The 21,310-nt window shown below is 49.3% G+C and carries 12 protein-coding genes and 4 pseudogenes; 5 read left to right on the forward strand and 11 right to left on the reverse strand.

All coding sequences use genetic code 11. The features are described from left to right. Positions 1 to 14: 14 nt before the first annotated feature. The 5 genes from QN379_RS01850 to QN379_RS01870 form a co-directional block, all read right to left on the reverse strand. Positions 15 to 890 carry a hypothetical protein gene (locus tag QN379_RS01850; RefSeq protein WP_322235475.1) on the reverse strand — a complete coding sequence of 292 codons (876 nt, stop codon included), beginning with the start codon at positions 888 to 890 and terminating at the stop codon, positions 15 to 17. Between the two features lie 658 nt (positions 891 to 1,548). Beyond that, entirely contained in the window at positions 1,549 to 4,554 is a 3,006-nt protein-coding gene (locus tag QN379_RS01855) for an FAD-binding and (Fe-S)-binding domain-containing protein (RefSeq protein WP_323505834.1), read from the reverse strand. Positions 4,555 to 4,643: 89 nt separating this feature from the next. Then, the gene (locus QN379_RS01860) at positions 4,644 to 5,438 is read right to left on the reverse strand and encodes a fumarylacetoacetate hydrolase family protein (RefSeq protein WP_323505835.1); all 795 of its coding nucleotides are present in this window, start codon (positions 5,436 to 5,438) and stop codon (positions 4,644 to 4,646) included. 131 nt (positions 5,439 to 5,569) lie between these two features. Further along, positions 5,570 to 6,811, reverse strand: a complete 1,242-nt coding sequence (locus QN379_RS01865; protein WP_322240405.1) for an MFS transporter — start codon at positions 6,809 to 6,811, stop codon at positions 5,570 to 5,572. Between the two features lie 210 nt (positions 6,812 to 7,021). Next, complete coding sequence (locus QN379_RS01870; RefSeq protein WP_322235468.1) at positions 7,022 to 8,242, reverse strand: pyridoxal-phosphate-dependent aminotransferase family protein; 1,221 nt, start codon at positions 8,240 to 8,242, stop codon at positions 7,022 to 7,024. Positions 8,243 to 8,484: 242 nt separating this feature from the next. On the opposite strand from QN379_RS01870, the gene QN379_RS01875 reads away from it, so the two are divergent. The 5 genes and pseudogenes from QN379_RS01875 (at position 8,485) to QN379_RS01895 (ending at position 14,004) form a co-directional block, all read left to right on the forward strand. Further along, on the forward strand, positions 8,485 to 9,180 hold the full coding sequence (locus tag QN379_RS01875; protein ID WP_322235465.1) for a GntR family transcriptional regulator: 696 nt from the start codon (positions 8,485 to 8,487) through the stop codon (positions 9,178 to 9,180). An 808-nt stretch (positions 9,181 to 9,988) separates the two neighbouring features. Further along, entirely contained in the window at positions 9,989 to 12,130 is a 2,142-nt protein-coding gene (locus QN379_RS01880) for a hypothetical protein (protein WP_323505836.1), read from the forward strand. Positions 12,131 to 12,442: 312 nt separating this feature from the next. After that, positions 12,443 to 12,855 (forward strand): annotated as a pseudogene (locus tag QN379_RS01885) (MbcA/ParS/Xre antitoxin family protein). Beyond that, a pseudogene (locus QN379_RS01890) lies at positions 12,846 to 13,529 on the forward strand (RES family NAD+ phosphorylase). The pseudogenes QN379_RS01885 and QN379_RS01890 overlap by 10 nt, the downstream one beginning before the upstream one ends. 34 nt (positions 13,530 to 13,563) lie before the next feature. Continuing rightward, positions 13,564 to 14,004 (forward strand): hypothetical protein, encoded by a 441-nt coding sequence (locus QN379_RS01895; protein ID WP_323505837.1) that lies wholly within the window; start codon positions 13,564 to 13,566, stop codon positions 14,002 to 14,004. A 46-nt stretch (positions 14,005 to 14,050) separates the two neighbouring features. On the opposite strand, the gene QN379_RS01900 is transcribed toward QN379_RS01895, so the two are convergent. From QN379_RS01900 to acpA, 6 genes and pseudogenes are all read right to left on the reverse strand, one after another. Continuing rightward, entirely contained in the window at positions 14,051 to 14,641 is a 591-nt protein-coding gene (locus tag QN379_RS01900) for a glycine zipper 2TM domain-containing protein (protein WP_323505838.1), read from the reverse strand. Positions 14,642 to 15,017: 376 nt separating this feature from the next. Then, entirely contained in the window at positions 15,018 to 15,305 is a 288-nt protein-coding gene (locus tag QN379_RS01905) for a high-potential iron-sulfur protein (protein WP_323505839.1), read from the reverse strand. A gap of 98 nt (positions 15,306 to 15,403) precedes the next feature. Next, positions 15,404 to 16,528, reverse strand: coding sequence for a cytochrome C (locus tag QN379_RS01910; protein WP_323505840.1), 1,125 nt, complete (start codon positions 16,526 to 16,528; stop codon positions 15,404 to 15,406). A gap of 491 nt (positions 16,529 to 17,019) precedes the next feature. Then, positions 17,020 to 17,690 (reverse strand): annotated as a pseudogene (locus tag QN379_RS01915) (IS6 family transposase). A gap of 220 nt (positions 17,691 to 17,910) precedes the next feature. Further along, positions 17,911 to 18,663, reverse strand: a pseudogene (locus tag QN379_RS01920) (IS110 family transposase); the annotation flags it as partial. 454 nt (positions 18,664 to 19,117) lie between these two features. Beyond that, positions 19,118 to 21,298, reverse strand: coding sequence for an acid phosphatase (gene acpA / locus QN379_RS01925; RefSeq protein WP_323505841.1), 2,181 nt, complete (start codon positions 21,296 to 21,298; stop codon positions 19,118 to 19,120). Positions 21,299 to 21,310 lie beyond the last annotated feature (12 nt).

Genomic DNA, 21,310 nt, shown 5'->3' on the forward strand with positions numbered 1-21,310 from the left:
ACCCACCATCACGCTTAAGGCCGGCCGAAAAATTCCAGCATTAGGAATGCCTGCAAAGCCTGGGCGTCAGTTTCTCTGGCTGACAGCGTGATGACCCGCCCCAATCGTTGCGAGTCCCACTGGAAGTCGCCCGGATAGCGCTTGCGAATCAGTTCGATCATGCTCTTTATAATAGCGGCATTGATATCGCCATTTAAACCAGCATCCACATCAATCGTCTGACGGCGGCTCTCGCGGGCGGTTGCGCCCCACCCACGGAATACGTATTGCGCGACGCGTGGCCCTTTGCTGATGATCTGGAATATTCCGCCACCGCCTTCGCCTTTACGCGCTAAAAATTGAATATTCGCCTTTGCAACCGCATTATCAGCAGGTGCATTGCTTTCTGCTGGCGCACCCGGATCAGGGTCAGGGCGTCCCTCGGCTTCGGCTTCAGCACGTCGGCGATCACGGGCGGAGTTGAGCATCGTGCTCATATCCATTTCTGGCGGCGCGGGTTTAATCGTATCGGTCGGTGACGTTGCCTGTATTGGCGAGGGTGCAGGCGTTATCCGCGCTGTCGAGGTCGGACGCGTTGGGCGACGTAAAGGACGTGCGGCGAGTTTAGGCGGTGTTTTAGGCCGAACAACCGGCTTGGCGGGCGGATGCGGCACGGCTTTCGGCTGCGGCAACGAAACCACTCTGGAAGGTGTCTCCTGCTTACTTTTTATAAGCGAAACCACCAGCGGCGCGGCGTCTGGCTTCAGAGGCGGCACATCCTCATCCATCTGAAACCATACAAACGTCAGCAGACCCACATGAAGTAAAACCGACAAGGCAATACCGATCACTGTCCTGCGCCGTGCACGTACTTTCAGCGAACTGGTTGTTTGCGTTGTCTTTTTACTCATTTTACCGATGGAGGTCAACTGCCCCTGATGGGGACCGAACAAATGTTATTCGAAATGTCTAAGTAAATCCGAAAAATGGATTTTAAACAATTCGCAAAAATTCTTCACGTTAAATTGTGAAACATAGTGTAGCTGCGTGCTCAGCCCCTAAATGGGCCTAAAAAATGATTACACCAACGAAAATTTCCATCAATCACATCCTCACCAGGTTTTTCTCCCTGCAATAAACGCTAAAAAAGTTAGGAACGTGGTGACTATTGAACAATTCGGACATGATAGTAGCAGAGGAAACTCTTGAAAAAATTCGGTCGTAGGATCGATGTCGAAATAACATTGCTTTAATACGGAATTTACTGAGAAGTTAGCTATCTTGGGATTTTTTGGAATGCCGACGTGAGACCGCTTAACCCTGCCTGGAATAGGAAAGTATACGCTAGTCGCGGCATCCAACGATCTGACGCCGGAATTGGAAGCTATCTATTTGATCAAGGGCAAACAAAAAGTTGATGCGCATCACCCTGATGTGGGAAGGAGAAGCCAAAAAACACGACGATGATCGCTAAATGAAGCAATCTCCGTTTTCTCTGATATTTATGTTATACGGGTGACCCATGAAATCGCGCCGCGCAGGTCCGACGGACTTCTGGCGAGCCTGCGATCATTGACTACCAGCCAACGCCAGCGCAAGAACGCACGCGACATGCATCGCTTCTCCCTCGGTCCCGTCATGAATCTGATGACGGCAACTGGTCCCGTCGGCCACGATAATCGCGCCTTTACCCGCCTTGCGCACCGCAGGAAGCAATGCCAGTTCCGCCATCGCCAGTGATGCTTCATAGTGCTCCGCTTCGTAACCGAAACTTCCTGCCATTCCGCAACAGGACGACTCCACCACCGACAATTGAACTTCGGGAATCCATTTTAGGACAGTCTGCACCGGACTAAAAGCATCAAATGCCTTTTGATGACAATGACCGTGCAGCAATACTTTGTTAGTCGGTAGCGGTTTCAGGTCCAGCGTGAAGCGCCCCGCCTTTTGCTCTTTTACCAAAAACTCTTCAAGTAAATAAGCGGAGCCTGATAACTTCTCTGCCTCCTCGCCGTAACCATAGCTCAAAAACTCATCGCGCAGCGTGAGCAAACAGGACGGTTCCAGACCAATTATCGGTACACCCCGATTAACAAACGGCATCAATGCATCCAGACTACGCCGCGCCTCGGCCTTTGCCTCTTCGACTAATCCCGCAGATAAATAGGTCCGACCGCAACATAACGGTCGCTGACCGGGAACAATATTAAACCGCACGGTATATCCAGCGGCTTCCAGAACCTGCTGTGCGGCAACAGCGTTCTCCGACTCCATATAGTTATTAAACGTGTCCACAAACAAGAGAACTTCTTTACGCTGATGGACGTCCGGCGTACTCGTTTTTGCATTGCCCAAAAACGATTTTCGGAAGCGTGGAAAGGACCGCTGCGGTGCCAATCCCAGCGATTTTTTTATCCACCCGGAAAGATACGGAACCCCTTCTATCAGCGCCAGCGCTCCGCCAACGTTACGCATATACGGCGCATAGCGTGGCATGAAAGCAACCAGACGATCGCGTAGTTGCAGACCGTTTTTTCTGGTCCATGCGGCGCGCGCTTCAATCTTGATCTTAGCCATGTCCACGCCGGTTGGGCAATCGCGTTTACATCCCTTGCAAGAAACACACAGATCTAATACTTCCTTCACTTCCTCACTAGCAAGACCGTCCTCTCCTAACTGACCAGACATTGCCAAACGTAAAGTGTTAGCGCGACCGCGCGTCACATGCTTTTCGTCTTTGGTAATACGATAACTTGGGCACATTGTTCCTGCATCGAACTTACGGCAATGGCCATTGTTATTACACATTTCTACCAACTTGGCCAATCCGCCTGTGCGATCATCGCCAGTGCCGGGCGCAGTCTCTTCGCCTGTAAGCGGATCACGGTTGACGTTCCACTGTGACCAATCAAGTGCGGGAACCAAAGACAATTCACGGTAACCCGGCGCGTAACGGAAATTTCTACGGTCATCCATTTTTGGTGGACGAACGATTTTATCGGGATTGAAGCGATTCTCAGGATCGAACAAATCTTTGATTTCGGCAAAGGCTGCATTCAGTTTTGGCCCATATTGCCACGCCACCCACTCACCGCGACAGAGTCCGTCGCCGTGCTCTCCTGAGTACGCGCCTTTGTATTGGCGCACCAATGCCGATGCCGCTTCGGCGATTTCGCGCATGTCCTTTGCGCCCTCTCGCCGCATATCCAGAATCGGCCGAACGTGCAGGGTTCCTACGCTGGCATGCGCGTACCACGTGCCTTCCGTCCCATATTGATGAAAGACTTCAGTAAGTTGACTTGTGTACTCGGCCAGATGTTCAAGCGGCACAGCACAATCTTCGATGAAGGACACTGGCTTGCCATCGCCCTTCATGCTCATCATGATATTTAATCCCGCCTTGCGTACTTCCCACAAAGCTTTCTGTTCACCAGCCTGCGACATCTGCACCACTGAACCGGGCAAATGCAGATCGCTCATCAACTCCGCCAGCGCAGATAATTTTTTCCGCTGCACATCCAGATCTTCGCCCGAAAACTCAACCAGCAAAATCGCTGCGGGCTTTCCTATCAATGCCTTTTCTATCACTGGACGAAACGCCGGATTACTGATCGCCAGATCAATCATCGTGCGGTCTACCAGCTCCACAGCGGTCGGTCCAAGCTTGACGATGTGCTGCGCCATATCCATGGCTTGATAAAAGGTGGGGAAATTCACCACGCCCAATACTTTGTGTTCCGGTATCGGCAGCAGAGCTAACGTGATCTGTCGGGTATAGGCCAACGTGCCTTCAGAACCCACGAGAATCTGCGCCAGATTAGCCATGCCATCATCGGTATACGCCCGTGGATTCTGGCAATCAAAGATATCGATGTTATAACCGGCCACGCGACGCAAAACCTTTGGTGTGCGTTCAATAATTTCATCTCGCTCACGTTGCGCAATCCGTTGCAGACCCAGCACGATGTCGTGCAGGCGCCCGCTATCGGGCATCTGATCCAGCCGGCCAAACCGACCTTGCACGCCATCGGCAAGTACCGCGTCGATTGCCAGCACGTTATGTACCATATTGCCGTATTCAATCGAGCGCGAACCGCAAGAATTGTTACCCGCCATGCCGCCCAATGTACATTGGGCCGCGGTCGATACATCGACAGGAAACCATAACCCATGCGGTTTTAACCACGCATTCAGATGATCGAGCACAATTCCCGGCTCGACCGTGACAGTGCGCGCTTCCAGATCAAAGTCAATCACATTATTGAGCCACTTGCTGTTATCAATAATCAGCGCGTCACCGACTGTTTGCCCGCACTGACTAGTGCCAGCACCCCGCGCTAAAATCGGCATCTTATGGCTACGCGCGATGTCGAGTGCCAGCAAGAGATCCTTCTGATCGCGCGGCACGACCACTCCGATCGGCATGATTTGATAAATGGAGGCATCCGTAGCGTATCTGCCACGGTCTGCTTTTCCAAACAAAACATCACCACGCATTTCACGCTTCAATAGAGTCGCTATTGCCGAACCATTACCACTGCTTGGTGGAGCGAGGAAAATAGGCTTAATCAACATAATTGGACTCACGATATAAATAAAAAGCCACAAGCAAGCAACGTCAAAGCGCGGTCAAAATTAGCTTTAGACTGGCGCTAAAAAATTGCCTAAATCAGTTCGAAAGTAACGGCAGGAAGTCCAGCAATTTCACCAGCCACCGTGCCGCCTTTTGTAGGAAAATCCACGCCAGTATAAGAACCCGTGGTGATGATGGTCCCGGCTAACAATCCTAGCCCTTTCTGGCTGCAATGATTGACTAGCCAGCTTAACAATCGCCGCGGATCACCAGCCGGATTTTGACCGACTCCGCTAAACAGAGGAACGCCGTCGAGACGCAAATCAACAACCGGATTCAACGTAGAAAAATCCCCACGGTATGCGACCATCTGACCAATCATCAATGCACCGTGATTTTGCAAGTCTGCAAGCTGGACTAGCTTGGGCGCATCGCGCCAACCATTTACCCGGCTTGAAACGATCTCAATGGAAGCACCAAACCCGCTGATACTTTCTAATACTTCTTGCTCTGGAATCGGCTCAGATTGCGGCAAGAAATCCCTGTTAAATGAAAAGAATATCTCCAGTTCAAGACCAAGCACGGGATAGTCTTTTCGCGCAATTGAAACAGGTGTTGAAGCAGATGCCGCATAGATGCGCAGCTGTGGCAACGGCGCGCCCTGAATCGGTCCGATATCGGACTTCGCTCCGATTTTCCACCCGCCGATGCTGACATGACAGTTCTTCAGAATGCGTTGCTGAACCGCGTAAGCGCGGTCACTATTCTCTGGTTCCAGCGCTGCTGGTACCGATATTGTGGTGTTGCCGTTATACGCGACGCTCAAGATATCGGCTAACGCATTTACAGAATCAGTCGCAGAATCGGTCGCGGATATTGTGCTCATAAAATCTCTCTACATTAGATGGTGGATGGTTGAATGGTCGGATGAAACGAGCGGGAAAACGTGCAAAACATTATTCCTGCCACGCTCACCCCGGACGTCATATTGCCACCTAATCATCGTACGCGTGCAGACTAAACCTGCACTTTGGATGCCATCGTCGCCTTGAGCCCATCGGCCGAGGCAAACTTCGCCTCTGGCTGCATACGGAACGCCAGCACCACACCTACCGCCATCAAGATCATGCTGCCGACAAATGGCAATTCCCAACTACCATATCGGTCAATTAAATAGCCCGACAAAACCGGTGAAATAATCGCTGCCAGTGCCGAACCCGTATTCATCATGCCGCTGGCTGTACCCGCCGATTCGGGGGCGATATCCATTGGAATAGCCCACATCGGACCAATCGTCATTTCCGCAAAGAAGAAGCCCGCGCTGAGACAGATTATCGAGACATAAAGGTTATGGGTAAAGATGATCGGCAGCAACGACAACAAGGTGAGCAACATACAGACAGACACCATGTAACTTCTGGCGATCTTCAGATTGCCGGTGCGTATCAACAATTTATCGCTGACAATCCCGCCCAGCGTATCGCCGACGACACCGGCAAAAAAGACGCTGGAGGCGAAGATAGCGGATTTCTTCATGTCGAGGTTATAGCTGTGCAAAAAGTACTGCGGAATCCAGCTCAGGAATAACCACAACGTCCAGCCATAGCAAAAATACACAATAGTGACAGGCAACATTCGCTTAAAGAGCGGCCCCCACGGCGTTTTGGTATTGCCTGTTTTGGGCGCTGGCATCGCAGCCAATTCTTCGGGCGTTATGCGCGGGTGCTTGGTGGGATCTTCGGTAAATACAAAAGCCCATACAAGCACCCAAACCAGGCTTAACGCGCCGCAGATGTAGAACGATTCTCGCCATCCGTATTGCACCATGACGAAAACGATTGCCGCTGGCGCGGCTGCGTTACCGATACGGGCGAATGCGTGCGTAATACCTTGCGCAAATCCGCGTTTCTCTTTCGGTATCCAGCGTGCCATCGCTGAGGTCGCGGCGGGAAATGTTGCGCCCTCACCCAATCCGAGCAAAAGACGCGCCAACAATAGAGACGTCAGACCGCCAGCAAAGCCGGTCAGAATGGTTGCAATGGCCCACAAAATACCGCAATAAATCAGCGTTCGCTTCGCGCCAAATTTGTCGCTGACCCAGCCGCCAATAATTTGGAATACAAGGTAAGGATAAGCAAAGGCGGAAAAGACTAGACCGATTTCGGTTTTAGAAAGATTGAACTCTTTGCCGAATCCTGCCGCGGCGGTACTCACATTCACACGATCCAGATAAGTGATGAAATACATCAGGCAAAGCATGAGAAGCACGATGGTGGTCGCGCGAAAGCGTAGGTGTTTCAAGGTTGTCTCCAATATGTATTGGTCGTCAAGCTAAAGCGTTTTTTCTTGCCGCTCACCATAAATCGTCTCTGCGATTTTGTGGTCAACGGGCAGCGTCGCTAATGGAGCACGTGGGCTGCTTGGTTCGGGCAGTAATGATGTGACTTATGGTTTGTGGTTTGTGGCTTGTTATGTGCCCGCTTTCAGCATGGATGCGCTCTTGTGCGTGGAGAGATAATCCATCGCCGCCAGGACGCCACTACCCGCCAATGTCACGCCAGCAAGTTTCAGCCCCATTTCGCAACCGGAAAGCGTCGCCATTAAGGTCAAATCATTGGCTTCGCCCAAGTGACCGATGCGGAACATACGGCCTTTCATCTTGCCTAGTCCGGTACCCAGCGACATATCAAAATTTTCATAGATCGTCTTGCGAATCGCATCCGCATCAAAACCAACTGGTGTCATCACGCCGGTCAGCACGGGCGAATACACGGCGGGATCAGCGCACTGCACTTCCAGTCCCCACGCCTGAACTGCTGCACGACATGCCGCGGCAAGACGCTGATGGCGTGCAAACACGTTATCAAGACCCTCGCCCAAAATCATATCCAGTGCCTCGGACAGCGCATACAAAAGATTGGTATTGGGGGTGTACGGCCAATAGCCGGTTGCGTTCATTTCTATGATGTCGGTCCAATCCCAAAAAGCACGCGGTAATGTAGCTTGCTTTCCCACCGCAATGGCTTTTTTTGAGACAGCATTGAAGCTAATCCCAGGTGGCAACATCAACCCTTTTTGCGAACCTGAAATGGTCACGTCGACGCCCCATTCATCATGCCGATAATCGGCCGACGCCAATCCTGAGATCGTATCAACCAACAGTAATGCAGGATGGCCTGCGGCGTCGATTGCCTTACGCACGGCCGCGATATTGGAGGTCACGCCGGTCGACGTTTCGTTGTGCACCACGCACACCGCCTTGATAACATGGCGCGTATCTTCGCGCAGCCGCGCTTCGATCAAATCGGCCTGCACACCAAGTCGCCATCCCTCCACGCCCGGCAGACCAAGAAACTCCGGCTTAAGACCTAACGCCTCCGCCATTTTTTTCCACAGCGTCGCAAAATGCCCGGTCTCGTACATCAGCACCGCGTCACCCGGACTAAGCGTATTGGTCAATGCTGCTTCCCACGCGCCAGTCCCGGACGCGGGATAAATAATAACCGGCTGCTCGGTTTTAAAAATCTTCTTGATGCCCGCCAATACTTGCAAGCCTAACGCACCAAATTCAGGCCCGCGATGATCGATAGTGGGATAACTCATCGCCCGCAAGATACGGTCTGGAACAGGACTTGGGCCTGGAATTTGCAAGAAATGACGACCGGCTGGATGGAAATCAAGTGTTAGCATATGTGCCTCTAAAGTATTTTGAATTTTGAATACAAAATACTTTATCAGCCAAAATACAAAACGTAAAGTAAACTTTCTGTTGAGGAGAATTGAGCCATACGGTACTAATTTAATAAAAATGTAAGATTTATAGGGTTATTAGCGGAAAGATATCCTACTTTCTACCTATCTTGGATAACACAATTTTCGGGCAATTCCTCACTTGATGATAAAATTGCGGGATAGAGAATAGGATTTTTTGAATGAAAAATACAATTGAGGGCGAAGTTGTCTTACCAACGCAACCCTTGCTACCCAAATTAGAGCGTCAGCGACTGCACGATACGGTGGTCGAGCATTTGCGCAACCTCATCGTCGAGGCCGTTCTTATACCTGGCATGAAACTCAACGAGCGAGAGCTTTGCGAAACCCTAGGCATCTCTCGCACGCCGCTGCGTGAGGCAATGAAAGTGCTCGCAGCAGAAGGCTTAATTGAGATATCCCCCAATCGCGGCGCGTCGGTATCAAAGATGACAGAAAGCGAAATCTGGGAAACATTTGAGCTGATGAGTGGCATTGAGGCCTTCTCGGGAGAGTTGGCTTGTGAGCGGATTACCGCGGTTGAGCTAGCCGAAATCAAAGCGCTTCATTACGCGATGCTGGCTTGTAAAGCGCAAAATGACTTACCGGGCTATTACGTGCGTAATCAAGAGATACACGACCGCATTAATGAAGCAGCCAAAAACTCCGTACTGCGACAAACCTATCTGGGCCTGAATCGACGTCTCAAAGCGTTGCGCTTCAAATCAAATTTTCAAGCACAAAAATGGGACAACGCCGCACATGAACATGGCGAAATGATCGAGGCACTTGAAGCTAGAGATGGAAAAAGACTCTCAGCGATATTGCGCAGTCATCTCCTCAGCAAGCGCGATGCAGTGCTGAGTATTCCGTCCTAAATATTTCAGATTTGCAAAAGTTGGCTTTGCCTGTCAGAGCCAATAATCGGACCATCCGCAAGAACCTCCTCACAGCACTACCTCAAAAAAGCCGCAGCTTTTTGAAGACTTCATGCCGGTTATACGTGACGGCTATACATAACTGCTGCCATCTCACCTCTCATCCGCATTCAATTTTGTCCAAGCTTACCGAGCCAAAGCGACTACACGCCGCGACCATCAAAAATATAGAAGAATCTATTTTTATACGCGATTACTCTTGAACGATACGGACAATAATTTCAAGATTTATCTTGGATACATTCTGGATAGACTTTTACATGAACATGAACATTATTATTATAATAATAATGAAAATATAAGTCTCACTCTTTCTAATATCCCATTATTAATGGCGGAAACATACTATTAATTTATATAAAAAAATTCCCTCGTTACGCTGACGAGATTATTCTCCCGCATAAGATTTATCTCCCATAATAAAATCGCCTCATATCAGATTAATCTTAATCATTGACACGGTAACGCCTTCACCATCAAATAAATATTTTATGAATAGTGTGTTTTACACATATAACGACCAAAGCGTATTTGTCGCAATTATTAAAATAATTTAAAATCCGCTTTTATAAATATTTATATTTCACATGAGCATATATTTTAGACAATATAAACTATTAACATTTTATATAACCGGCAAATATGTAGCCTTTAAATCCCGCTAATATCCATTTCACACACCCCATTGCAAAATGGCGCATATCACGTCACGCGACCGTAACACCCATCCCAGGAATCAAATAAGACAATGAAAATCGTATCCAATCTGAAACGCCCCGCTTTGCGCATCCTTCCGCTGGCAATCGTGATGACATTCATCTCCAACGCGGCCTATGCTGATGCTGGAGATCTAAAATGGTTACATAAACCGAGTACTGCTGCGACGTTCACACAGTTTCAAGACATAGTAGTGGATGCACAAGGCGATTTATATACCGGTATGAGTAAGTTGCCTCGAACTGATAGCGCAGCGCCAAATGCATACGGCCTACTTTCATTCAAAGGCGCAAGTAATAAATTCGAACAAAAATGGGAACATATTTACCAACTTGATAGCACCGGCAGCCACGGAAAATCGTTTAATAACTTATTACTTAAAGATGATGTCATCGTCGCAAAAAAAGAGGATCACACAGAGTTACTGTTCATTGATCGCATCTCCGGTAAAATTATTCAAAGTACCACACTGCCAGCCGATGATATCGAGAATGTCGGGGTAAAAAGAATGCGGGCAAACGCTGGCGCGTTAGGCATGGATGAAAGACTGTATTTCAACGGCTGCCAGGCGGTGACAGATACATTAGCCTTTCATAAGCTATACAGCGTCGGCTTTGACGGCCATATTAAGTGGCAACAACAACTTGACGAGGTAGCCTGCACTTTCGAGAAGGGTGGAATCAGGCTTGGATACGTTCCACTCTCGCCGATTGTCGGCGCAGATGGTGCCGTACATATCTCGACACAGGTAACTGATTCACCATTGACTGAATTCGGCGAAGGCACGGTATTTAAAGGACACGTCCACACATTTCATCCTGATCGGGATCAAATCACAGCCGCCGGCAAAGAACTTCCGGTGCGCTTGCTCCAACCGGTGATGGGTGACCACGATATCGTGTATTCATTAGGCTACCGCCAGAGCAATCCTGACAATCCTCACCTTCCCCCTACCGCTGACTACAAGCCTGGTGAATATACGCTTTATGCCATTTATCCGGATCAATCATTTAAGTCTCTGCTCAGTTTTAAAAGGGCAAAAGCGTATATCGGTTACGAAGGGGTCGCCGAGCCGATTATCGCGGGATCACGGATTTACTTCCCTTTCGATGTAAAGAAGAAGGGAGAGTATTACGGTGCTATCGCCGGGCTGAAACTAAACGCACAGGGCGTCGGCCAAGGTCCTATCTGGATTTATCAGTTCAAAGACAATCCAGATATGAGTAATGCAACTGTCGCTGCGACCCCGGTCGTCAGCCAGGGTAAACCAGAAGAAGGTATTCCAGGCACAGTCTATGTTGCTTCTCAAGACGGCCTCTACGCGCTCAATGCCGCCACAGGCGAGCCTATCTGGAAAAAATTGGGCGCCGATTATTCTGGCATCAAGCAATTGACACTAGGCTTGGATGGCACACTATATGCGGTTTATTCCCGCGCCATTATGGCTATTGAAGGCGACGGTACACCGCTGGCGAAAGGTCCATGGCCTAAAACCCGCGGTAATCTGGCCAATACCGGCCAAGTGCTCAAAAGTATCAATGAGCCGATCATTAGCCGGCCCTGGATCAAGGCTGGACAGATCAATGCAACCAGTGACTTACCGATTGGCAGTATGGTAAATGTTACCGCGACAGCGCCTAACGCCAAACCAACGAGTATCGACATCATCTTGCCTAGCGGTAGTAATACCCATTATCGCTGGCCCAAGTATGTCGCCGATCAACTCAATAACACCACGCAATTCCGCGCAGGCGTCCAACAGAAAGATGGGTCCTTTGCACCGCAATATAGCCAGTATCTCAACGTGATCTGGTCGCAAGCAAAAGATGCAAAAGTAACGGTGACGGTAAACCCGGCAACTGACGGTGCGCCAACCTGGAAAAACGCCAGTGCGATCACCTCAACCGGCGACCTGAAGATCGGCAGCAACGTGCGCATTACACTGACCGACCCAGAAGGCCATCAAACCCAAAAATCATTCGCAGTGACAAAGGGCGCAAATGGTCATTATGAATGGCCGAAACATTTGGCGGACTTTATCAATAGCGAGTTTGTTACCTTGCGTGCCGGTGAAATGATTGGAAAAGATAAATTCACGACGTTGAAAAGTCAATACCGCAACACGTTATGGGTCCAACCCGGCTATAACGCCGAATTAACATTCAATAACTAAGTAACTAAGCGCTGGTTTTATCGAGTGGCTTCCGGTTCATGCGGATCTGAAGCTGCTTAGTAGCGTCTAAGAAGAATGCCGAAATAGCAACGCCAGGATTGCTCGTCGCCATGCAAGCGAGTGGCATCGCCCATCTTTGAACCGTTATCGGTCAATCATTGATGGGCGATTTTTTTAGCGCAAAATAGAAATATATAACGAAAAAACAAAAAATTGAATGTATGCATCGTTTTGCAGCTAAACGTGAGCTTTCTGGCACTTTATCCACTTGTAGATTAATATAATTAATAAGTCCATTTATATACAAATAGGATTTCTAAGACTGTATTACACCCAAAGATAGCTACAGTTGCCCCTAAAAGACTGTCGAGCGCAGGGCTAAGAGCCTTCTTTAATATTGCCCGCGACTGGCATTTAAAAAACGACCAAGAAATCATTTTGCTAGGCAATCCTAGCCGTGCGGCCTATTTCAAGTGGAATAAAGCGCCCGAACGGCATTGCTCAGTCGCGATACCTTAGAGCGGATTTCTTATTTGCTAGGCATCTATAAATCCTTACAAATATTACTTCCAAATACTATTTCCGCTGATGCCTGGATTAGCAAGCCAAACAATACTCCTCTATTTGGCGGGCAAAGTGCGCTGGATCGCATGCTGTCAGGGAATGTGGCTGATTTGTTTGTGGTGCGCCAATATCTTGATGCTGCTCGTGGTGGATGGTCGTAATGCAATTGCCGGAGATGACACTCGATTGGCTTCCCTGATTCAGAATTATTTCAACCAGATTTCCTTCAATTTATATATTTGATCGCGTGGCCGAAGCCGCAGACTTTGACGCGCTCTATGAAATTGAAGCGATGACAAATCCGCGTATTCGAAATGAAATCGGCGAAATTTCTTTGGAACCAGAAAGTGAGCGCATATATGGGAATGGCAGCGGCCCCATCATGGTAGCCTTCACGCACCTCAACCCTGATGGAAGCCGGTTTTCGAATGGGAGTTATGGTGTTTTTTATGCGGCAAAAGAAAAAGAAACTACCATAGCAGAAACGAAACGTCATTTTGCAGCCTTTATGCTGGCAACACATGAGGAGCCGATTTACCTTCAAATGCGTCTTTACCAAACGCGAGTTAAAGGTTTGGTGACAGATTTATTTCCCGACAAAGACACCCATCCAGAGATATTTTCACTGAAGAGTTATTTATCTTCCCAATCATTAGGAAAAGAAATCCGTGAAAGTGGCTCGAATGGGATTTGCTACCCAAGTGTAAGACGAGAAAATGGTACCTGTGTCGCGGCATTCAAAACTGCCATTTTGAGTGAATGCAACCATGCCGCCTACCTGGAATATCATTGGGACGGAAAAGAAGTTAACTATGTGACGGAAAGAATTGAATAGCTTATACCGACTCATCCGGTAAGGATTTTATTTCTTGCATACTCATGCTGCTTTTCCGAACACGTCCATTGGAACAACTTATAAAAGATGTCATCTTGCGGTCCAACTATGGTGCCCGTTATCGGACGGGCCTGCCAATCAGCAGCAGCATCGCCAAATGGGAGTGAATCTGGTTGTTAGCCACCGCATGGCCAAATATCGCCAGATGCGCTGGACCGACGAACGCGCGCACTGCCTGGTGCAGGTCAGAGTAGCGGTTCTCAATGGTGAACTGTCGCCCGCCAATCTCGGCGTCTTCGGTGTCAGATCAACCTCGGCCAGCGATTTGCGTAAGCCCCGCGCGAACGACAGGTCATTTCAACAGCACGGGCAACCAACTCATCTCCCCACCTTTTGCAGGCTCTCCTGGGCTGGCCGCTACCAGTCCGATCAGCCACACGCGATATTGCATTGGCCTGTTGACTTGCGGCGTTGACTTTGCCGCAGCTAATGATCCATTCCTTAGCGCCAGCACAGATCAATTAATAGCCGTAATTCTTGGCCACCGTATTACCTAAATACCCGCCACCAACTACACCTGCAACGGTCGCAAGCGTACGACCGTTTCCGCCGCCCACCTGATGTCCCAAGAGTCCACCGATCACCGCGCCGGTAGCTATCCCCAACGGACTCATTTGTGACACCGGACTGGCTTGAGCTACTTGGCGGGACTGTTGGATCGGCGCTTCATATTGGGGTGTCCGTTCGGCCTGTGCATAAGATGAATCATGATGCCGATAAACATGATGGACTACCGTTTTTTGTTTAGTCATACTGGGCGTCGGGGCAACCTGATATCCCGCCACCGCAGGTGAAGCCACTGGCTGCATGTATTGGTAACCGTTGGGTGTCTGTACTAAGACCGGTGCGCCCGCCGGCAATGCCGCGGGAACCGACATCGCCATCTGTGCGGCAGGCGTTGCTACTGGCGCTTGCGATCCCACTGCATTCCCGTGAGAATTCGGTAGCAAGCCCGCAATCGCTGCGACGCCAAGCAGACTTGCCAAGATAACAGATCCTGCCGCGCCGGCGACTAATGGATGCATACGCGGTGTTGATTGACTGACTTCCATTTGATACTCCAGAGAACGTTGAGAGTGATTTTATTGTACGAACGTATCGGTCACTTACACAGCGAGATTGTGTATCAGGTGTTTCGAATTGCAACACGGGCACGCCTAACCCAATGCATGCAAACTCTTGGCTATCTGGATGAGAAATCATGGCAGCCAGCGTTGCCAACAAGATCTTGACCGGCAGTGTAGGCAAGATCGATACCTCGCCCAGGCTGGCGCAGTGGCGGTTGGACGTGGCGTCAATCTTTTAAGGCCGCAGTATGGCTTGCTGCCCAAACGCAATGTCAGTTATGTGGATGCGTCCTGAATCATACGGACAGCCGGGCGCGGCACGCTATCGGGTGACTGAGCGCTTACATTTATTTCACACGCATCACTTTGACGAAAACGCCATACACCAGCCGCTAAGATTGACCGGTCCTGCCACAATTTTACAAGTGCCAGTAACTGTATCTGGGGTGGACAAAGGCCTGAATGCAGCGCAGTCGGCGCACCTTTGACCATCCCTGGGATGATCTTGATAATTAAGCATTCCCTTACTCGCGGACCCCGCATTTGCGCACCGCGAGTAAATCGCGATAGGAATAATAACGATTGAGCCCAACATCACAGTGCTTTGACGGAGCATACTCCGGCGCGATATTGGTTTGGTCTTATTCATGACTTCTGCTCCCGATGTAATATCCAAAACGAGACTTGCTTCCCTAAATAGATTGGGCTTGCGCGAAGTGGGAAGCGACTGATGCTTGATAGTGCTTCTTAAAACATTAACCACGCGTAAAGGTAAAGGGTATTGTTGTCCTTAGCGTCCCTGAGCGTCGCGTCGTAATTAGATTTGGCCCCGTTGAACTTGGTGTAGCCCGTATACTGGAGTCCCAGTCGGACGTTCGCCTGAGGATCCCAATCGAATGTGTAGTGCGGCCAATAATTTAGTTCGACGATATACCCTCTTGTATCCGGCTTCCCATTAGTTGTCCCAAATCTTAAGAAGTCGGCGTCCCCTGCAACATTGAACCCGGCGACCGTAAAACCATAAGTCCGGTCTAGAAGGTAGGTGATCTTGGCGCGGGTAGAACGTTGGCTCGAACTGGGATTGTCATTTCTGTTGGGGAATCCGGATCGCCACTCCGCTTTTTCTTTGATCGTGGAAGCTTGAGCGGTGACGATATGGTGGGCATCTTTACTAAAATATTGGTATTGCGCGTCGAACCCCAGATCGCGGAATTGGTCCCCGGGGTTGATTCCATCCTGCCCTTTTAAGGAGACTGTTGTTCCAAAGTGGCCGACTGTTAAATTCTGGTTTTCATCGCCGAACGTATAGGTGATGCGCCAATAAGGATTAGACCCCGATAGCGATACCCTCTGATTATCGGGAGTGCCCGCGCGCAAGACCGAAAGCGGACCTTTCGCCGTCTGATAGGAGGTCGCCTCCAGATACAGCGAATCAAGCACGTATGCATATGCCCCAATCCCGGCGACCCGCGCACCCGATTCAAGAAACGTTGGAACGCCACGACCTGGGGCTGCAAGACTCGGGCTATAGTACGGATAGCTCCAGGCAGGTGTGGTATTCCAGACATCTTGAACGGTAGGGTTGTTATGCAATGTCACACCAAAAAACGTCGGTTTTTCATCTGTCCCAGCCATTTTCACAAAGCGCAGATCGGTGTTATCAAGCGCACTGTGCCCTGAAAAATTCCGGTTGTCCGATGTGCTGATGTTGTTGTAGGTCCATTGGATGAAACCCCCGGCGTTGTCGCTAAATTTGCCGCCAGAAAAGAGGCTGATAGCCTCTGCGACAAATTCGCGATTTTTCCCGAAAAGCTGATCGCCGGTCGATTTGTCAGTATTGTTTTTAATCGAATTAGCCGAAACGATCGCCATCAGAGAAAGTGGAATCTTCTAGCGTTCTCCCAGCGTATAGCCTCCCAGCTTAAATTTTCGGCCAAAGGGCGTTAGCTCAGGGTAAATAGTGTGACAGGACGCACACTTCAGACTTGTTTGTCTCGCAAAAAGAGGATTAGCTGCAACATCAGGTATAACTCCGTAAGCAGCAATTAAGCATAGCGCGACAGCGATGTGCTTTAAAATCACATGCGAATTATTCATTATGAATCCCCTTGGCGAGCGTCAAGTACCCTTGGCTATGAAGCGCGACGGTTGTCATCGTATTTTTTTATGAATCAAACATTAAACCAAGTGACCGCGTGTGATAAGGGGGGGATGTACTACATTTCATGGAGAGTATTCCCGCGATGCCCAAGAGAACTTGAAGCTGGTCGTCGCGTTGACTTTGTCGCATTAACAGAGAAAAATCGGACTGCTCGTAGTTTTTTGATCCAGCTTCAAACCGAACGGATTTGTCCTGCCAAAGCCTAAAATTGATCGGCAAACGACATCATATTTTCTGCTGTGACGATCATCTGTTCATTGCGAATCATGTGCATGAGTTTGATGCCGGCCAGTACGTTTTGAGCGGATCGCATTGATTTAAAATTTCGCATCGTTTGGTCGCGCGTTTGATAGCCCGATGGTGCTGCTCGAACACATTGTTGAGGTATTCGACCTGTCGAACGACAATCCGAATTTCTCTGCCAGCATTGATCTCATTGATCGCATTGATCGCGGCCTGGTTGGTACCGCTTTTATCCATCGTGACTTTTTCAGGAGCGCCATGCGTGTGCATGGCCTTGTCGAAAAGACGTTGTGCAGCCACTTTGTCTCGTTTGGCGGTCAATAGAAAGTCAATCGTGTTGCCTTCCTTGTCCATGGATCGATAGAGTCACTTCTAGACACTTTTGACTTCAATATAGGTCTTATCCCTCCGCTAGCCTCTACCAACTGGACGCTTGTATTTGCGGAATGCTTTTTCCAGCAGCGGTAAGAATTTGATCGCCCAACGATTGATCGATGAGTGATCAACAACCACGCCGCGTTCTTTCATCATTTCTTACAGGTGGCGGTAACTCAACGGGTAGGCTGCGTACCAGCGGACGCAGACCAAAATCACGTCGATTGGAAATCGCATTCCGTTAAATTTGAGCATCTCGATTCGTCCATTACTCTGGGACCCAGTAGTCTGCCTGATCGGCACGCAGGTTTGGATAATGCGACATATATGGACGCCCTCAGTTTGCCAAGCATTAAATCGATGATGAGTATAAGGGTAAGATTGCAGCCATATATTCGGACTTTCATTGAGGTTTGCGCCTCTGTCCCTGATGGAACTTGCTGGCCAGGTCCTAATCAGAACCACACGCTCGAAGCGCATGTCGCATTACAGGTTTTCCTGACCACGGTCTAACCTGGTTTGCCATCACTTCATCTCCAATTGAAGCCACTAATGCCGTGGTAGTGATGGGACCTATTCCAGGTATTTCTGCAAGTTTTCTGCTCATTTCTGAAGAACGGTGCCATTGTTGAATTTTCTCATCCATTTCATCGACCTGTTTATCCATGTCTTTCAAGTGATCATATAAACGTTGTAGCAGATCTCGAAAGCTTGCCGGCTAATCTGATTTTTCCCTGAGTTCCGAGAGGCGCCGGGCGATGTTCGCAATTGCTTGCAGAATAACTATGCCGAACTCCGACAACAATCCGCGAATTTGGTTTGCTTGAGCCGTTCTCACTTTGATAAAAGACTGACGCACTCGGTGCAATGACAGAACAGCTTGTTGTTCGTCCGTTTTTATTGGAACGAAGCGCATATTAGGTCGAGAAACGGCCTCGCAAATTGCTTCTGCATCGGCCATGTCATTTTTATTGGTCTTGACATAGGCCCACACAAATTGAGGAGCCATCAGTTTCACAGTATGTCCCATCCCGGTCAGCTTCCTGCCCCAGTAATGTGCGCTGCCACACGCTTCCATTCCAATCAAACACGGTTGCAGTTTAATAAAGAACTCAGCCATTTTTACGCGATCTAGTTTCTTTCGAAGCACGGCATTTCCATGATCATCGACGCCATGAACTTGAAATACATTTTTTGCTAAATCGATTCCAATCGAAGTCATCTTCATTTTGGACGCTCCTTTTATTTAGGGGTAATACTCCCATGTTGGCACGTTGCCGTTTGAAAGAGTGCGTCCATTCCATTGGAGCCATCGCGGGACGTTGATCCTTTTTTGTGTCAATTATTTTCCTCAAAAAAGGAGGAAAAAAAAGGCCTATAACCGCAATATATAGTTGTTCGCCTATGAGCCGAAATAATCCTAATGGAAACGTCCTGATCACATTTTGTCAGGACATTTTGAGGCAACTTATTTGTCCTCAAACTACGGCAACAGGTTCTGGATGTTTTTCAAGCGCGGTAAGATTTGTCAATTTTTTTACTTATATACTGCAAGCACTTTGGCGTATTGACAATATGTAAGCATTAGCATCAAACACTTTAAGCTATTTGACTAAGCCAATTCACGTTGACCATCTCCGTTTCACCGCCGCGCTGACACCCCAATTATTACCACCAATACTTTATTCCTGAGGCACCACCGTCAACGCGCCACTCAAGTCGCCCATCGCCACTCCGCCATTCGCCACTAACGCTGCGTCTCGCGCTTTCAAACCATCGAGTTCCACCAACCCGTAGCGACGCGTAATGAAGCGCAAGATGGATGCAGTGTCGTATTGGGTGTGATCGACGAAACCCTTCCTTACATAGGGCGAAACGAGAATTGCAGGTAGACGCGTGCCCGGCCCCCAACGGTCGCCCTTTGGCGGCGCAACATGATCCCAGTATCCACCGTTATCATCATAGGTCACTACGATCAGCATATTCTTCCATTGTGGGCTGGCCTGCAATTTGGCGATCACGTCGGCGATATGTGCATCGCCTTCGGCGACGTTGGTGAAGCCGGAATGTTGAGTCAGATTTCCTTGCGGTTTATAAAAGGAAACCGGCGGAAGTTTTCCTGCTGCGGCATCCTGTAAAAAAGAGGCGTCAAAATCCTTCATATGACTGGCGCGTTCGGCAGCGCCGTTGGCGGTCGCCGGATCGAAACGGCGATAATAATTAAACGGTTGATGAGGGGGCTGAAAATTGATTTTTCCAGCATAGATGACATTACGAGGCGCTCTTGATGCGTCAGCCAATGCGGCGTTCCACGCGCCGGAATACCAAGCCCATTTGATACTTTTGACAGATAGTTGATCGCCAATGGTCCGTTGTGTTTGCGCAGGCAATGTCGTTGCCTTGTTGGCGTCAGCATAGGTGGACGTCGCGTCCGCGCTGGCCGCATTACCGCTTGGCTGATACAACGGTTGCATCGTATTGACGGCATAAAACATCCCGGACGCATCCTTCGGCGTGAGTGTGCCGTCCTTTAAGTAGACCGGCGCACCGTTCAGCACAGAAGTAGGATTGCCAATGCCGGGAGTCAGTCGCACCAGGTTGCCACTGGCATCCACCTCGACAGCTGAAATGCTGTTTTTGGCAGGCGAAGTGCCGTTATCGGCATCTGGATAAGTCGGTGCGCAGGCACAAATCAGATATTGATGATTGAGGAACGAGCCACCAAATGCACCCATGAAAAAACGATCGGCGAGTGTATATTTTTTCGCCACATCCCACAGTTTCATTTTGCTGCCATCGTAGTAACCCATGCTGAGAGCGCCGGCATCCGAGTAGGCCGCAAACAGATTGTTCTTGCCACCATTGATTTGCATCTGATTGTTATAAAAACGATGCACCAGATCACGCGTGACCACTGACAAATCGGCAAATACGAGTCCGTTGACGTTGTCAATTTGAAACGGCTTGTTCGGTAAGTTGGCTGTCTGCGCTTGCGTAATCACGGTAGTCTGACCTGCCGCAGTCATCCCGCCCCAACTTGGCGGCAATACAGGGAGCGTATTACCATCGAAATCTTTTTGCGGGTAAGCTGCAGTACGCGAACTCGGATTAACGCCAGGAATACCATCAGCGCCGGGAAATAAACCATAGAGATTATCGAAACCGCGATTCTCGGCATAGATCACGACGACAGTTTGTATGTTGCGCATCGCCAGCGCTTTATTAATTGTATCCCCGATCGGAGTGTTGTCAGCGGTGGCCGTCGGTGCAGCGATCACGGATGTTATCACCGCCGTGACTGCCTTATTTTCCGCATGAATTTTTGCTGCGATTTCACCAGATAGATGATTGAAATCACCGGTAAGATAGGCGGGATCAATAGTTAATTTTGCGGCCAATTTTTTGCTGGCATCCGCAAAATTGCCGCCATTGGTGTCCATCGCTGCGGCAAGTTCAGTTGATATTGCGCTGACAAAGCGCGTGTGTCCTGATGGCGCACGAAAAATGAATGTGCGGCCTGCTTCGTTACCTAGATCACCGGGCACGTCGTGTTCGATCGCCGCATTATCAATCATCACCACAATCGGAAGCACCGCAGATCCGGGAAGCTTAAACGATCCATCCGTACCTGTTTTAACAATCACGGAGCGCGCATCGCAGGTCGCTTTTTTTACTTTATCCTCAAAGCAAACCCGTGCATTTTCATAGTACCCACCGATGACCTGACCAGTCGTGGCATCTCCGGAATTACCACCCAAGATACCCGCTGAGGCAGTGTTGACAATCCCGCTGCAAGGGCTCAGACCACACGACAAAATAGCCAGCGATAGACACAACCTGGGTGAATAAAAAAATGCATTCATCACATTCCTAAA

It is taken from the genome of Glaciimonas sp. Gout2, from assembly GCF_035018905.1.
In the GTDB taxonomy this organism is placed as follows: domain Bacteria; phylum Pseudomonadota; class Gammaproteobacteria; order Burkholderiales; family Burkholderiaceae_D; genus Glaciimonas.

What these genes read in the sequence shown, in the direction of transcription:
- QN379_RS01850 (WP_322235475.1), bottom strand. Translation starts at nt 890, where the DNA reads ATGAGTAAAAAGACAACGCAAACAACCAGTTCGCTGAAAGTACGTGCA.
- QN379_RS01855 (WP_323505834.1), bottom strand. Translation starts at nt 4,554, where the DNA reads ATGTTGATTAAGCCTATTTTCCTCGCTCCACCAAGCAGTGGTAATGGT.
- QN379_RS01860 (WP_323505835.1), bottom strand. Translation starts at nt 5,438, where the DNA reads ATGAGCACAATATCCGCGACCGATTCTGCGACTGATTCTGTAAATGCG.
- QN379_RS01865 (WP_322240405.1), bottom strand. Translation starts at nt 6,811, where the DNA reads ATGCTTTGCCTGATGTATTTCATCACTTATCTGGATCGTGTGAATGTG.
- QN379_RS01870 (WP_322235468.1), bottom strand. Translation starts at nt 8,242, where the DNA reads ATGCTAACACTTGATTTCCATCCAGCCGGTCGTCATTTCTTGCAAATT.
- QN379_RS01875 (WP_322235465.1), top strand. Translation starts at nt 8,485, where the DNA reads ATGAAAAATACAATTGAGGGCGAAGTTGTCTTACCAACGCAACCCTTG.
- QN379_RS01880 (WP_323505836.1), top strand. Translation starts at nt 9,989, where the DNA reads ATGAAAATCGTATCCAATCTGAAACGCCCCGCTTTGCGCATCCTTCCG.
- QN379_RS01900 (WP_323505838.1), bottom strand. Translation starts at nt 14,641, where the DNA reads ATGGAAGTCAGTCAATCAACACCGCGTATGCATCCATTAGTCGCCGGC.
- QN379_RS01905 (WP_323505839.1), bottom strand. Translation starts at nt 15,305, where the DNA reads ATGAATAAGACCAAACCAATATCGCGCCGGAGTATGCTCCGTCAAAGC.
- QN379_RS01910 (WP_323505840.1), bottom strand. Translation starts at nt 16,528, where the DNA reads ATGGCGATCGTTTCGGCTAATTCGATTAAAAACAATACTGACAAATCG.
- acpA (WP_323505841.1), bottom strand. Translation starts at nt 21,298, where the DNA reads ATGAATGCATTTTTTTATTCACCCAGGTTGTGTCTATCGCTGGCTATT.